This window comes from Geodermatophilus sp. SYSU D00742 (assembly GCF_054049935.1).
In genome coordinates, this window is sequence record NZ_JBJGYJ010000003.1 from 92,279 (window position 1) to 105,997 (window position 13,719).

13 protein-coding genes and 1 tRNA gene are annotated in these 13,719 nt (G+C 74.5%); 4 read left to right on the forward strand and 10 right to left on the reverse strand.

Annotation, left to right across the window (positions count from 1 at the left end; genetic code table 11):
• Positions 1-29 precede the first annotated feature (29 nt).
• From ACI78V_RS03025 to ACI78V_RS03045, 5 genes are all read right to left on the reverse strand, one after another.
• A complete protein-coding gene (locus ACI78V_RS03025) occupies positions 30-1,865 on the reverse strand; it encodes a prolyl oligopeptidase family serine peptidase (protein ID WP_456848781.1) in 1,836 nt (611 codons plus the stop codon).
• A gap of 4 nt (positions 1,866-1,869) precedes the next feature.
• Positions 1,870-2,949 (reverse strand): hemolysin family protein, encoded by a 1,080-nt coding sequence (locus ACI78V_RS03030; RefSeq protein ID WP_456848783.1) that lies wholly within the window; start codon positions 2,947-2,949, stop codon positions 1,870-1,872.
• A complete protein-coding gene (locus ACI78V_RS03035; protein ID WP_456848785.1) occupies positions 2,946-4,262 on the reverse strand; it encodes a hemolysin family protein in 1,317 nt (438 codons plus the stop codon). The genes ACI78V_RS03030 and ACI78V_RS03035 overlap by 4 nt, the downstream gene beginning before the upstream one ends.
• A gap of 98 nt (positions 4,263-4,360) precedes the next feature.
• Positions 4,361-4,437 (reverse strand) — tRNA-Pro (locus ACI78V_RS03040).
• Between the two features lie 31 nt (positions 4,438-4,468).
• Entirely contained in the window at positions 4,469-5,380 is a 912-nt protein-coding gene (locus tag ACI78V_RS03045) for a metallophosphoesterase (RefSeq protein ID WP_456848787.1), read from the reverse strand.
• A 53-nt stretch (positions 5,381-5,433) separates the two neighbouring features.
• On the opposite strand from ACI78V_RS03045, the gene ACI78V_RS03050 reads away from it, so the two are divergent.
• Positions 5,434-5,886: a GatB/YqeY domain-containing protein gene (locus ACI78V_RS03050; protein ID WP_456848789.1), complete on the forward strand. Its 453-nt coding sequence runs from the start codon at positions 5,434-5,436 to the stop codon at positions 5,884-5,886.
• A 6-nt stretch (positions 5,887-5,892) separates the two neighbouring features.
• On the opposite strand, the gene ACI78V_RS03055 is transcribed toward ACI78V_RS03050, so the two are convergent.
• Genes ACI78V_RS03055 through ACI78V_RS03065 form a run of 3 tightly spaced genes read right to left on the reverse strand, consistent with a single transcriptional unit; the run spans position 5,893 to position 10,549 of the window.
• Positions 5,893-8,229, reverse strand: coding sequence for a penicillin-binding protein (locus ACI78V_RS03055; protein WP_456848791.1), 2,337 nt, complete (start codon positions 8,227-8,229; stop codon positions 5,893-5,895).
• 41 nt (positions 8,230-8,270) lie between these two features.
• On the reverse strand, positions 8,271-9,560 hold the full coding sequence (locus tag ACI78V_RS03060) for an ArsA family ATPase (protein WP_456848792.1): 1,290 nt from the start codon (positions 9,558-9,560) through the stop codon (positions 8,271-8,273).
• The gene (locus tag ACI78V_RS03065; RefSeq protein WP_456848794.1) at positions 9,557-10,549 is read right to left on the reverse strand and encodes an ArsA-related P-loop ATPase; all 993 of its coding nucleotides are present in this window, start codon (positions 10,547-10,549) and stop codon (positions 9,557-9,559) included. The genes ACI78V_RS03060 and ACI78V_RS03065 overlap by 4 nt, the downstream gene beginning before the upstream one ends.
• A gap of 258 nt (positions 10,550-10,807) precedes the next feature.
• Between ACI78V_RS03065 and ACI78V_RS03070 the strand changes: the two genes are divergently transcribed.
• The 3 genes from ACI78V_RS03070 to ACI78V_RS03080 are packed head-to-tail and all read left to right on the forward strand — an operon-like array spanning position 10,808 to position 12,262.
• Positions 10,808-10,981 (forward strand): hypothetical protein, encoded by a 174-nt coding sequence (locus ACI78V_RS03070; RefSeq protein WP_456848796.1) that lies wholly within the window; start codon positions 10,808-10,810, stop codon positions 10,979-10,981.
• Positions 10,982-10,988: 7 nt separating this feature from the next.
• Complete coding sequence (locus ACI78V_RS03075; RefSeq protein ID WP_456848797.1) at positions 10,989-11,462, forward strand: RidA family protein; 474 nt, start codon at positions 10,989-10,991, stop codon at positions 11,460-11,462.
• Positions 11,459-12,262 (forward strand): NUDIX hydrolase, encoded by an 804-nt coding sequence (locus ACI78V_RS03080; RefSeq protein ID WP_456848799.1) that lies wholly within the window; start codon positions 11,459-11,461, stop codon positions 12,260-12,262. Before ACI78V_RS03075 ends, ACI78V_RS03080 begins: the two co-directional genes overlap by 4 nt.
• A 214-nt stretch (positions 12,263-12,476) precedes the next feature.
• Here ACI78V_RS03080 and ACI78V_RS03085 read toward each other — a convergent pair whose 3' ends face one another.
• Both ACI78V_RS03085 and ACI78V_RS03090 read right to left on the reverse strand, forming a co-directional pair.
• Positions 12,477-13,151: a Crp/Fnr family transcriptional regulator gene (locus ACI78V_RS03085; RefSeq protein ID WP_456848801.1), complete on the reverse strand. Its 675-nt coding sequence runs from the start codon at positions 13,149-13,151 to the stop codon at positions 12,477-12,479.
• 182 nt (positions 13,152-13,333) lie between these two features.
• Entirely contained in the window at positions 13,334-13,576 is a 243-nt protein-coding gene (locus tag ACI78V_RS03090) for a hypothetical protein (protein WP_456848803.1), read from the reverse strand.
• Between the last annotated feature and the right edge of the window lie 143 nt (positions 13,577-13,719).

A 13,719-nucleotide genomic window follows, 5' to 3' on the forward strand; every position in this document is an offset into this window, starting at 1 on the left:
GGCGGGGAGGGGCGAGGCCGGTCCGGCCGTTACGGCTGGACGTTCCGCAGTGCGAAGGAGAGCGCGACCTCGACCTGGCGGATGGTCTCCTCGATGACCAGCGACCCGTGCCCGGCGTCGAACCGGTACACCTCGTGCGGCTTGCCCAGCCGCTCCAGCTCGCCGAGGTAGTTGTCGATCTGCCGGATGGGGCAGCGCGGGTCGTTCGCCCCGGCCACCACCAGCACCGGCGCGCGGACGGCGTCGACGTAGGTGATCGGCGAGGAGCGGACGTAGACCTCACGCACCTCCTCCGGTGATCCGCCGAACAGTGCCCGGTCGTAGGCCCGCAGGCCCTCCATCTCGTCCTCGTAGGCGGCCAGGTAGTCCGCGACCGGTACCTCGGCGATCCCCGCGGCCCAGCGGTCCGGCTGCGTGCCCAGCCCCAGCAGGGTGAGGAAGCCGCCCCACGACCCGCCGGACAGCAGCGCACGCGACGGGTCCACGAGCCCCTCGGCGACCAGGGCGTCGTAGACGGCGGCGACGTCCTCCAGCTCGGTGAGCCCGGGGCGGCCGGTGAGGGCGTCCCGCCAGGCGCTGCCGTAGCCGGTGGAGCCCCGGTAGTTGACGTGCACGACCGCGTAGCCGGCGTCCACGTAGGCGGCGCGGCGGGCGCGGTAGGAGTCGTCGTCGGCGGCCTCCGGGCCGCCGTGCACCAGGAACGCCGTCGCGTACGGCGCCGGCCCCGCCGGCCGGACGACCAGCGCGTGGATGTCCCCACCGGGCCCGGGCACCCAGCGGTCCTCGACCGGGTAGGCGGCCGGCGGCTCCTCGCCGGGCGCGGCCAGCACGACCGGCCCGTCGGCCCGGCGGATCACCGGGGGCAGCTCGGCGTTGGACCAGGCCAGCTCCACCGTGCCGTCGGGGCGGGCGGTGGCGCCCCGGACGACGCCGCGCGGGGTGTCCAGCCGCTCCAGCGACCCGGTGGCCAGGTCGTAGCGGTACAGCTCGCTGCGGGCCGCGTGGTCGTGGCCGACCAGCAGCGCGGAGCCGTCGGGGTACCAGCCGGCGGTCACGTCGCCGGGCAGGTCGAGCACCACCTCGGTCTCGGTGTCGGTGCCGACGTCCCAGACGAGCACCTCCTCGCGGCCGCGGCGCTCGTGGCCGACCAGGAGCCGCCGGTCGCCGGGCAGCGGGGCGAACTCCAGCGCGTGCAGCCCGCGCCCCTCGCCGTCCCACTTCTCCGCGACCACCGACTCGTCGTCGGTGCGCAGCACCCGCAGGGCGGGGTAGCGCGGGTCGCCGTGCTCGGAGTGCGAGATGACCAGCAGGTCCTCGTCGTGGGCCAGGGCGTCGACCGAGGCGGGGTCCTCGTGCCGGTAGACCACCCGCGGCGTCCCGCCGGCCGGGGCCAGCCACAGCTCCGAGCCCTCGTCGGTGGACCGGCCGACGGCGACCACCCGCGTGCCGATCTCCAGCCCCGCCGGGTAGGCCGGCCCGACCTCGGGGACGGCGACGCGGTCGTCGCCGCCGGCGAAGGGCTGCACCATCCAGACGCCGAACTCGTCGCCGTCGGTGTCGGCGAACCACCAGATCGTCTCGCCGTCGGGGCTCAGGGTGCCGATCAGCGTGCCGTTGGCCCGGTCGGTGGCCTGCCGGTGGGCGTCGGTCGTGCGGTCCCAGGCGTACTGCTCGACGACGCCGCTGACGTCGGAGGAGTACAGGCAGCGGTGCGGTGCGTCGCGCGCCCAGTCGGGCAGGCTGACCCGCGGCGCGCGGAACCGGGCCTGCCACCGGGCGGTGACCTCCGGCGGGAGGGCGGCCGCGTAGGGCGTCGGCGTCGCGGGGGTGATCACGCCGGACTCGGCGGCGGGCTCGGCTCTCACCTGCTCATCTTCCCCCGGCTCCCGCCCCGACCCGTGCGTCGGCCCCGGCGTGGTCCACCGCGGCGTCCCGCACGTCACCGATCAGCTGCTCCAGCACGTCCTCCAGGGCGACGACGCCGACCGTGGCACCGTCCCGCACCACGTGGCCGAGGTGGGCGCCCTGGGTGCGCATCTCGGCGAGCACGTCGGGCAGCCCCGACCGCGGGGCCAGCGGGACCAGCGGGGTGAGGTGCTCCTCGGCGATCGGCCGGTCGCGCGCCTCGCCCTCGACGGCCAGCACGTCCTTCACGTGCACGAACCCGGTCAGCGCGTCGTCCGCACCGCGCACCGGGTAGCGGCTGAAGCCGTGCTCGGCGACCACGGCCTCCAGCTGCCGCGGCGTCGTGGTCCGGGGCACGGTGACCACCCGGTCCAGCGGCAGCAGCACCGACTCCACGGCGTGCTGCTCGAACATCAGCGCTCCGGCGGCGAGCTCGCTGACCTCGGTGCCCAGCCGGCCCTGCTTGCGCGACTGGGTGATCATCGAGCGGATCTCGGCCTCGTCGAAGCTGGCGGTCACCTCGTCGGTGGGCTGGACGCCGAAGAGCCGGACGAAGGCGTTGGCCACGGTGTTGAAGGACCAGATGAACGGCTTGAGCACGCGCACGAGTGCCGCCAGCGGCGGGCCCAGCACCAGCGCGGCGCGGTCCGGGCCGGCGATGGTGATGTTCTTGGGCACCATCTCGCCGAGCACCATGTGCAGCACGGTCACGATGGACAGCGCGATCACCAGCGCGATCGGGTGCAGCAGCCCCTCGGGGACGCCGAGGGCCGCCATGGGCCGCTCGATGAGGTGGGCCACCGCCGGCTCGCCGACGGCCCCCAGCCCCAGCGAGCACAGCGTGATGCCCAGCTGCGCCCCGGCCATCATCTGCGAGACGTTCCGCATCGCGGCGAGGGTCTTGCCCGCCCTCGCCGAGCCGGCCTCGGCGCGCGGCTCGATCTGGTCGACACGGGCGGAGACCAGGGCGAACTCGGCGGCCACGAAGAACGCGTTGCCCAGCAGCAGCGCGACGAGGACCAGCAGGCTGACGACGTCGCTCATGCCGCCACCCCGTCGACGGGCACCTCGACCCGGTCGGCGCGCACCCGAGCCACCCGCCGTCCGTCCAGGGTCTCCACGGTGAGCCGGGCGCCCTCCAGGTCCACGGTGTCGCCCACCTCCGGCAGCCGTTGCAGCCGCTCGGCGAGGAACCCGGCCAGCGTCTCGTAGCGGCCCTCCGGCACCGGCACCCCCGTGCGGTCGCGGACCTCGTCGGGGCGCAGCAGCCCCGACAGCAGCCAGGTCTCGTCGTCGGCCCGGCGCAGCGTGCGCAGCGGCCGGTCGGTCTCGTCGGCGATCTCGCCGACCAGCTCCTCCACGATGTCCTCCAGGGTCACCACGCCGTGGGTGGCGCCCCACTCGTCGACCACCAGGGCGATCTGCAGGCCCTGCTCGCGCAGCAGGTCCAGCAGCCGCTCCAGCTGCAGCGACGACGGGACGGCGAGCACCGGGGCGGCCAGCTCACCGGCGGTGCGGGTGGCGCGTTCGCCCTCCGGGACGGCGACGGCGTGCTTGACGTGCACCACCCCGGTGACCTCGTCCAGGTCGGCGCCGAAGACCGGGAAGCGGGAGTTGCCCGACTCCACCGACGCGGCGATCACGTCGGCCGCGGTGGCACCGGCCCGCAGCGTCCACAGGCGGGTGCGCGGGGTCATGACGTCGGTGGCGAGCTTCTGCCGCAGCCCCAGCGAGCGCTGCAGCAGGCGGGCGGCCACGGGGGAGAGGTCGCCCTCCTCGGCGGAGCGGCGCGCCACGGCGGCCAGCTCGTCGGCGCCGCGGGCGGAGTCCAGCTCCTCGCGGGGCTCGATCCCGAGCCGGCGGACGATGCCGTTGGCCACCGCCTGCAGCCCGTTGACCACGACGGCGGAGACGCGCGTGAACGCCCGCATGCCGGGCGCCACCGCGGCGGCGACGGCGAGCGGCTTGGCGATCGCCAGGTTCTTGGGACCGAGTTCGCCGAGCAGCATCTGCAGCACGGTGGCCAGGGCCAGGGCCACGCCGTAGGAGACGCCGGTGACCGCGCCGGCCGGCAGGCCGAGCGCCTCCAGCGGGCCGTGCAGCAGGTGGCCCAGCGCCGGCTCGGCGAGGTACCCCACGACCAGCGTGGTCAGGGTGATGCCGAGCTGGGCGGCCGACAGCTGGGTGGACAGCGACCGCAGGGCGGTGACCACCCCACGGGCGCGGCGGTCACCGGCTGCCGCGGCCTCCTCCGCCCGGCCACGGTCGACCGTGGTCAGGGAGAACTCGGCGGCCACGAAGAAGCCGGTGAGCGCGGTCAGCGCGACGGCGGCGAGGAGGAGCAACCACTCGGTCATCGCCCCACCGGTGCCCCGGTGCGGACGGGACGAACCGCCGCGCGGGCAGACACCGGCGAGAACGACTCAGGGGCCGCCTCACGGCGGCCCCTGAGCACTGGTCGGGGTGACAGGATTTGAACCTGCGACCTCGTCGTCCCGAACGACGCGCGCTACCAAGCTGCGCCACACCCCGAGGTACGCGACGAGTCTAGCCGACGCCCTCCTCAGCTCTGACGGGCGGTCAGGGTGAGGAGCGTCGCCTCCGGCGGGCAGGCGAACCGGGCCGGCGCGTAGGGGCTGGTGCCCAGTCCCGCGGAGACGTGCAGCCAGGTACCGGCCGGGTGCTCCCGCGTCGGCTCGGACCAGCGGTGCAGCCAGCGGACCCGGTCGCGGTCGATGCCGCAGTTGGTGACCAGCGCGCCGTAGAAGGGGATGCGCAGCTGCCCGCCGTGGGTGTGGCCGCACAGCAGCAGGTCGTAGCCGTCGGAGGCGAAGCGGTCGAGCACCCGCGGCTCGGGGGAGTGCGCCAACCCGATCCGCAGGTCGGCGCCGGCGTCGGCGGGGCCGGCGATCCGGTCGTAGCGGTCCCGGCGGATGTGCGAGTCGTCCACGCCCCCGAACACGATTCGGGTCCCTCGCACGACCAGCTCACCGGTGGCGTTGGTGAGGTCCAGCCAGCCGCCGCGGGTCAGGCCGTCGCGCAGGTCCCGCCACGGCAGGGGGTCGCCGTGCACCCGCTTGTGGTTGCGCTTGAAGTACTTGAGCGGGTTCTTCGGCCTCGGGGCGTAGTAGTCGTTGCTGCCCAGGACGAAGGCGCCGGGCAGCTCCAGCAGCGGCTCCAGCGCCCACAGCGTGCCCGGGACCGCGTCGTGCCCGGCCAGGTTGTCCCCGGTGTCCACCACGAGGTCCGGCTCGAGGCCGGCGAGCGAGGCCACCCACGCCTGCTTGGACCGCTGCGCCGCGGTCATGTGCAGGTCCGACAGGTGCAGCACCCGCAGCGGCTCGGCACCCGGCGGGAGCACGGGGACCTCGAAGCGGCGCAGCGTCCAGCGGTTGCGCTCGTAGAGGGAGGCGTAGGCGATCCCCGCGGTGGCCGAGGCGAGGACGGCGGAGGGGACGGCGGTGGTCGCGCGCACGGTGACCCAGGGTACGGACGTGCCCGCGGGACCCGTCATGCCAGGCTGGGGACGTGACCGAGCTCAAGGACCAGCTGCGCGCCGACCTGACCACCGCGATGAAGTCCCGCGACGAGCTCCGCACCGCGACCCTCCGCATGGTGCTGGCCGCCGTCACCGCGGAGGAGGTGGCCGGCAAGGAGGCCCGCGAGCTGACCGACGACGAGGTCCAGGCCGTGTTGCGCCGGGAGGCCAAGAAGCGGCGGGAGGCCGCCGAGGCGTTCGCCGCCGCCGGCCGCACCGAGCAGGCCGAGCGCGAGCGCGCCGAGGGCGACGTCGTCGGCGCCTACCTGCCCGCCCAGCTCCAGGACGCCGACCTCGCCGCTCTCGTCGCCGACGTCATCACCCGCACCGGGGCCACCGGCATGAAGGACATGGGCCGGGTCATGGGCGCGGTGCAGGGGGAGGTGGCCGGTCGGGCCGAGGGCGGCCGGGTGGCCGCGGAGGTCCGCCGCCAGCTCGGCTGACCCGGGTCAGCCGCCGGTGGGGGCCCCGCCGGCCGGAGGCGCACCCGCGGGCGGGACGACGCCGCCGGGGACCGGTCCCGGGACGGCGCCGCCGTCGGCGGGCACCTGGCCGGTGCCGGGGTCCGGAGCGGGGGCGACGTAGCGCGCACCGTTGCTCACCTGGATGGTGACGACCTGCTCGGGCGTGGCCCGGCCGCCGGCCCCGGGGTCGGTGCCCAGCAGCGTGCCGGGCGCCTGGTCGCTGTCCACGGCCACGGTGGTGGAGTCCAGTCCGGCGGCCTGCAGCGCGGCCCGGCACTCGTCCTCCGACGAGCAGGCGGGCACCTGGCGGGTGTTGCCGTTCTGGGTGGTGGGGTCGGCCGCCGGGAAGGGCACCATGGGCTGGCCCCCGAGGACCGGCCGCATCGCGTCGTGCCAGATCGTGGCGCCCTTGCCGCCACCGAAGCCGCCGACGTTCTGGTTCTCCTTGGGGTTGAGCACCATCACGCTGGCCGCGTACTGCGGCGTGTAGCCGACGAAGGCGACCGAGAAGTTGTTCTGGCTCGTCCCGGTCTTGCCGGCGATCTGGTGGCCGTCCACGTAGGCGCGCGCGCCGGTCTGACCGGGGTGCCCGGGCTCGACGTCCTTGCGCAGCATCTGGTTGAGCGTGCTGGCCACGCCCCGCGGGATCGCCTCCGCGGTGCAGTTGTCGTCGCGGACGACCGGCTGCCCGTCCTCGCCGGTGAGCGGCTCGCCCTCGTGGTCGAGCACGGCGGTCACCGGGGTCGGGTCGCACTGCGTGCCGTTGGCGGCCAGGGTCGCGTACGCCTCGGCGAGGTCCAGCGGGCTGGTCGGCTCGGCGCCGAAGGTGAACGACCCGCGGTTCTCCTCGATGATCTGGTCGGCCGGGGTCGACCGGAAGTCCATGCCCATGGCCTCGGCCATGCGCACCGGCTTCTCGACACTGCCCAGGGCGTCCTCGAGCGCGAGGAAGTAGGTGTTGGAGGACATGTAGAGGGCGCGCTCCATGTCCAGGGTCGCCGGGTAGTTGCCGGCGTTCTCCACGTCGTAGCGGGCGCGGCCGTCCCGGTAGACCCGGGAGACGTAGGGGTCCCCGGTGGTGAGCGTGTAGTACTGCGAGTACCCCTCGGCCAGCGCGGCGGCGGCGACGAAGGTCTTGTAGGTCGACCCCGCGCCCTGGCTGTAGGCGGTGTTGAGGACGACGGACTCGCACTCGGGCCCGTCGCAGCCGTAGCGGCGGTTGACGCTCATCGCCAGCAGGTGCCCGGTGCCCGGCTCGACGGCGGTGTACATGCCGGCCAGTCGGTCGCCCATCGGGAGGGTGTTGAGCACCGCCTGGTCGCCGGCGGCCTGCATGTCGGGCCGCAGCGTGGTCTGGATGGTCAGACCGCCGTTCTGCAGCGTGTCGTCGGAGATGTCGAGCGTCTGCACGAGGTACTGGTGCAGGTAGGCGCAGAAGAAGCCGCCGATCGAGGCGTCGATGCAGCCGTTGGCCGGCTGCGCGCCCGGCGTCACCTGCACCGGGGAGGCGGAGATCTCGGTCAGCTCCTGCTCGCTGATGTGCCCGAGGTCGAACATCCGCTGCAGCACCTGGTTGCGCCGGACCTGGGCGTTCTCCGGGTTGGCGATCGGGTCGTCGTTTGCCGGGCTCTGCACCAGCCCGGCCAGCATCGCCGCCTGCGGCAGCGTGAGGTCGGCGGCGTTCACGCTGAAGTACTTCTGCGCCGCGGCCTGGATGCCGTACGCGCCCTGCCCGAAGTAGGCGATGTTCAGGTACCGGGTGAGGATCTCGTCCTTGGAGTACTTCTCCTCCAGGGCGAGGGCCAGCCGGGCCTCCTTGAGCTTGCGACCCAGGCTCTCCTCGGTGGCCGCCTGCCGCTCCTCGGGCGTCGCCGCCGTCTCGGCGAGGGTCTGCTTGACCAGCTGCTGGGTCAGCGTCGAGCCGCCCTCCCGCACCGACCCGGCCGCCACGTTGGTCACCAGCGCTCGCAGCGTGCCCTGCACGTCCAGGCCGTTGTGCTGGTAGAAGCGCGAGTCCTCGATGTCGACCAGGGCCTGCTTCATCACCTCGGAGACCTGGTCGGGCTCCACCGGCGTCCGGTTGTTCCGGTAGAAGTGCGTGATCAGGGACCCGTCGGCGGCGAGCACCCGGGTGTTGCCGGCGGGTGCCTCGTCCGTGAGCTCGACCGGGAGGGCGTCGAGCAGGGAGGCGGAGTTGCGGGCGACCATGCCCGTGCCCCCCACGAAGGGCAGCAGCATGCCGGCGAGCAGGGCTCCGGCGAGGACGATCGTCGCGGCGAGCTTCGCGAGGACCCGGGCGCGAGCGGGGGCGGCGGGAGACATCGCGAGCAAATGTACGTGGCGACGTGCCCCCGACGTCGCCGTCAGCGACGGCGCGCGGGGAGCACTCTGGTGCGTGGGACTCCTGTCGGCGTGTCGTCATCCGGACCGGTCAGCGCGGCGCCCATGACCCGCAGTCCGTCGAGGTCGTGCACGTCGCCCGCGGCGGCCGGGACGGTGCGGACGGGGACCTGCGGGTGCGCGCTGGTGAACCGGTCGGCCAGGCGCTGCTCGCGGGCCGCGGCGGCCATCCGGTCGGCGTGCACGCGCAGTGCGCCGGCGGCCAGCTCGGCACCCTCGCCGCCGGCCTCGAGGACCTCCTCGGCGGCCGCGTCGGCGCGGGTGGCGGTCAGCCCCGTGGTGGCCGGCGGGTGCGTGCGGTTGAGCACCAGCCCGGCCAGCGGCATCTGCTCGGCCGACAGCCGGTCGACGAAGTAGGAGGCCTCCCGCAGCGCGTCGGGCTCGGGTGTCGCGACGACGACGAACCAGGTGCCGGGCCGGCGCAGCAGCTCGTAGGTGGCGGTGGCCCGCTCCCGGAACCCGCCGAACATCGTGTCCAGCGCGGAGACGAAGGCGGAGATGTCGCGCAGCAGCTGGCCACCGAGGACCTTGCTGATGATCCGGCTGAACACCAGGAACCCGGCCCCCACCAGGCGCATGCCGGCGCGCCCCCCGGCCCGGGCCGGGGCGGTCAGCAGCCGGATCATCGTGCCGTCGAGGAACCGGCTCATCCGGTTGGGGGCGTCGAGGAAGTCCAGGGCCGACCGTGACGGCGGGGTGTCGACGATGATGAGGTCCCACTGCTCGCCGGCCCGCAGCTGGCCCAGCTTCTCCATCGCCATGTACTCCTGCGTGCCGGCGAAGGAGGAGGACAGCGCCTGGTAGAAGGGGTTGGCCAGGATCTGCTCGGCCCGCTCGGGCGTCGAGTGTGCGCACACGACGTCGTCGAACGTGCGCTTCATGTCCAGCATCATCGCGTGCAGCTCGCCCTCGGCCCCCGGGACGTCGACCCGCCGCGGCTCGTTGTCCAGCTCCACCAGACCCAGGGACTGCGCCAGCCGCCGGGCCGGGTCGATGGTCAGGACGACGACGCTGCGGCCGGCCTCGGCGGCGGCCAGGGCCAGTGCCGCCGACGTCGTCGTCTTGCCCACGCCACCGGCGCCGCAGCAGACCACGATCCGGGTCTCGGGGTCGGTGATCAGCGCGGCCAGGTCGAGGGGGAGCGCCTCGGGGGGAGGGGGTGCGGCGGGGCGCGGATGCCGGTGGTGCCGCTCGCCCGCCGTCGGCTCGGCCGCCTGCTGCGCGGTCGCCGTCTGCCCGGCGGCCTCGCTCACGCGGCCACCTCGGTCCGCAGGTGGTCCTCCAGCCGGCCGGCCAGCTCGAACAGTGCCCCGACGTCGATGGGACCGGGGAGCAGGGGCAGCTCGACGGTGGGCCGACCCAGCGCCTCCACCTCGTCGCGCAGCTCGTCCTGGGCGGCCCAGCGCTGCGCGTGCTCGACCGCCTGGGCGGCCAGCGCGTCGGCCAGCGCCGTGCCGTCGTGCACGTGCGCGGCGGTGAGGGCGGGGGCGAGGTCGGCGCCGGTGAGGCCCGCCGTGGCCGCCCGATCCAGCTGCTCCTCGGGCAGGAGGGGCTCGGCGGCCATGTTCACGATGACCGAGCCGACCGGCAGGCCCGCCTCGGTGAGCTCGGCGATGGCGTCGGCGGTCTCCTGCACCGGCATGTCCTCCAGGAGGGTCACCAGGTGCACCGCGGTCTGCGGCGACTTGAGCACGGCCATCACCCCGTCGCTCTGGGTCTTGATCGGGCCCGAGCGGGCGAGCCCGGCCACCTCCCCGGTGACGCCGAGGAAACGGGTGATGCGGCCGGTCGGCGGGGCGTCGACGACGACGGCGTCGTAGACCAAGCGGCCGTCGCGGCGGCGGGTGACCGCCTCCTTGATCTTGCCGGTGAGCAGTACGTCGCGCAGACCCGGCGCGATCGTGGTGGCGAAGTCGATGGCGCCCATCTTGCGCAGCGCCCGGCCTGCCCGCTTGAGGTTGTAGAACATCTCGAGGTACTCCAGGAGTGCCTCCTCGATGTCGATCGCCAGCGCCTTGACCTCGCCGCCGCCGCGGGTGACCGCCACCCGGCGCTCCTCGTAGGGCAGGGGCGGGGTGTCGAACAGCTGGGCGATGCCCTGCCGGCCCTCGGTCTCGACGAGCAGCACGTGCCGGCCGTCGGCGGCCAGGGCGAGCGCCAGGGCGGCGGCCACCGTCGTCTTGCCGGTCCCGCCCTTGCCGGTCACGACGTGACAGCGCACGGGAGGGGGTTCGGGTGCCACGCTGATCAGCCTAGAAGGACCCCGTCCTCCCCACCCCTCGCGAGCTCGGAGCGGGACCCGGGACGGGGCCGAGGGGCTCAGGGGGACCCCGTGCTCCCCACCCTTCGCGAGCTCGGAGCGGGACCCGGGACGGGGCCGAGGGGCTCAGGGGGACCCCGTGCTCCCCACCCCTCGCGAGCTCGGAGCGGGACCCGGCCTCCCACGGATCCGGCGGGAGGGCGAGGGACGGGGTCGACGGGCTGCGCTAGCGTCGCGCCCATGAGCGAACCGGCCCGCGTCCGGTGGGAGTACGCCACCATCCCGCTGTTGATCCACAACACCAAGGCGATCCTCGACTCCTGGGGGGTCGACGGCTGGGAGCTGGTGACGGTGCTGCCCGGCCCGGCCGGCGCCGAGCAGCCGGTCGCGTACCTCAAGCGCCCGGTCGGCTGATCCCGCCATGACGACGCCCCAGACCCAGAGCTGGCACGCCCGGCTGGTCGAGCTGGGCATCCGGCTGCCCGCGGTGGCCGCACCGGTGGCCGCGTACGTGCCGGCGGTGCGCAGCGGCCAGCTGGTCTACACCTCGGGGCAGCTGCCGTTCGTGGACGGCGGGCTGCGCCGCACCGGCAAGGTCGGCGGTTCCGTGGACCCCGAGGACGCCGCGCACGACGCGAAGCTGTGCGCGCTCAACGCCCTGGCCGCCGTGGACGACCTGGTCGGGCTGGACTCGGTGGCCCGCGTCGTCCGCGTGGTCGGGTACGTGGCCAGCGCCGAGGGGTTCACCGGTCAGCCGCGCGTGGTCAACGGGGCCAGCGAGCTGCTCGGCCGCATCTTCGGCGACGCCGGCCGGCACGCCCGCAGCGCCGTCGGTGTCGCGGAGCTCCCGCTGGGCGCGCCGGTCGAGGTCGAGCTCACCGTCGAACTGAGGTGACCGAGCCCCGGCAGGCGGCGACCGTCCTGCTGCTGCGGGACGGCACCCCGGGCCTCGAGGTCTACCTGCTGCGGCGCACCCGAGGGATGCCCTTCGCCGGCGGCATGACCGCCTACCCCGGTGGCGGCGTCGACCCGCGGGACGCCGACGTGGAGACCGCCTGGGTCGGCCCGCCACCGGCGCAGTGGGCCGAGGCGTTCGGCTGCGACGAGCCCACCGCCCGCGAGCTGGTGTGCGCCGCCGTCCGGGAGACGTTCGAGGAGGCCGGCGTCCTGCTCGCCGGCTCGGCCGACGGCGCGGACGGGGTGGGCGGGGTGGTCCCGTCGGTGTCCGGTGACGACTGGGAGGCGCAGCGGCAGGCCCTGTTGACCCGGGAGCTCTCCCTCTCCGAACTGCTCGCCGACCGCGGCCTGGCCCTGCGGTCGGACCTGTTGCGCCCGTTCGCGCACTGGGTCACCCCGCCGGTCGAGCCGCGCCGGTACGACACCAAGTTCTTCGCCGCGGCGCTGCCGGTCGGACAGGAGGCGCGGCACGTCACCGGCGAGGCCGACGAGGCGAGCTGGCTGACGCCGGCCGCCGCGCTGGCGGAGATGCGTGCGGGCACGCGGCCGATGCTGCCGCCGACGATCCACACCCTCGGCCAGCTGGAGCCCTTCGCCGACGTGGCCGCCGTGCTGGCCGGCTCCCCGCCGGAACCGCTGCAGCCGATCAGCCCCACGTTCGAGGACGAACCCGACGGACGCTGGGCGGTCCTGCCCGACGGCACGCGGATCCGGCTGGTCGTGCCGTTGCCCTCGTGAGCCTCCGGCTCACCCCGCGATGACACCGTCGTCCTACCGGACGACACCGCGGCCCGGTGCCGTCCCGGCCCGGGCCGAGCCGTTGCGTCGTGCCTGCGCGGACCCTCCGGGACCTACTCGGCACGACGCCCGGGGCGCGGTCGCGTGCTGCGACCCCACGGGTCGACGCGAGAGGCCCGGGACCACGTGGGTCCCGGGCCTCCGACGTGAGCAGTCAGCGGGCGCGGCGGCGCAGACGCTCCTCGTCCAGGACGACGACCGACTTGCCCTGCAGCTGGATCCAGCCGCGGTGCACGAAGTCGGCCAGCGCCTTGTTCACCGTCTCGCGGGAGGCGCCGACCAGCTGGGCCAGCTCCTCCTGCGTGAGGTCGTGCTTGACCCGCAGGCCCTCGCCCTCACGGCTGCCGAACCGGTCGGCCATCTGCAGCAGCGCCTTGGCCACCCGGCCGGGGACGTCGGTGAAGATGAGGTCGGCCACGGAGTCGTTGGTCCGCCGCAGGCGGCGGGCCAGCACGCGCAGGAGCTGCTCCCCGATCTCCGGGTGCGCCTCGATCCACGGACGGATGACCGACTGCGGCATCCGGGCCAGCTTGACGTCGGTGACCGCGGTCGCCGTCGCGGTGCGCGGCCCGGGGTCGAACACCGAGAGCTCACCGAACTGGTCCGACGGGCCCATGACGGCGAGCACGTTCTCGCGGCCGTCGGGGGAGCGTCGGGACAGCTTGATCTTCCCGGACATGACGATGTAGAGGCTGTCGCCCGGTTCGCCCTCGTTGAACACGACCCGGCCTCGCGGCAGCGTGATCGTCTCGAGGCGGCTGATGACCGTTTCCACCGCCTCTTCCGACTGTCCCTGGAAGAGCCCGGACTGGGCCAGCACCTCGTCCACTACGCGTCCTCTCGCACGACCAGTGGGAACGCCGACAACCGGCGCCTCCCGGAGAGCGCGCGCCTGCGGCGCGGCGCTGTCCGCAGTGAGTCTAGGGGGCTGTGCGCGTGGTCACCCGATCAGTGGGAGGTCGTATAACTCCGACGAGGGGGTGGGCGGCGCGGCCGGGCGCCGGTCGGTCCTCACACGACGGGCGGCTCGGCCTCCTGCAGCACCCGCGACGAGCGCCGCCGCCGCCACCGGGCCATGGCCCGGCGGATGCCGGAGGTGGCCAGCGTGTCGACCTCGCCGGGGCTGGCCGTGGAGAGGAACTCGGCGACCTCGCGCGGACCGGTGGGGCGCCGCAGCGGCTCCTCGACCCGCTCCATGACCAGCAGGAACGCGATGAGCAGCGGTGGGAACAGGATGACGATGAGGGCGACCACCGGGTTCCTCCTCCATCCTCGTCGGGGGCGGCACCGGCCCGGCCGGTGCCCGCGCGCACTCCTGTGTACCCCGTTGCGCGAGCCGGGATCCTCCCGCTCACGGCGGCTGCGATGATGACACGGAGCCGGGGTCGTCAGCTCAT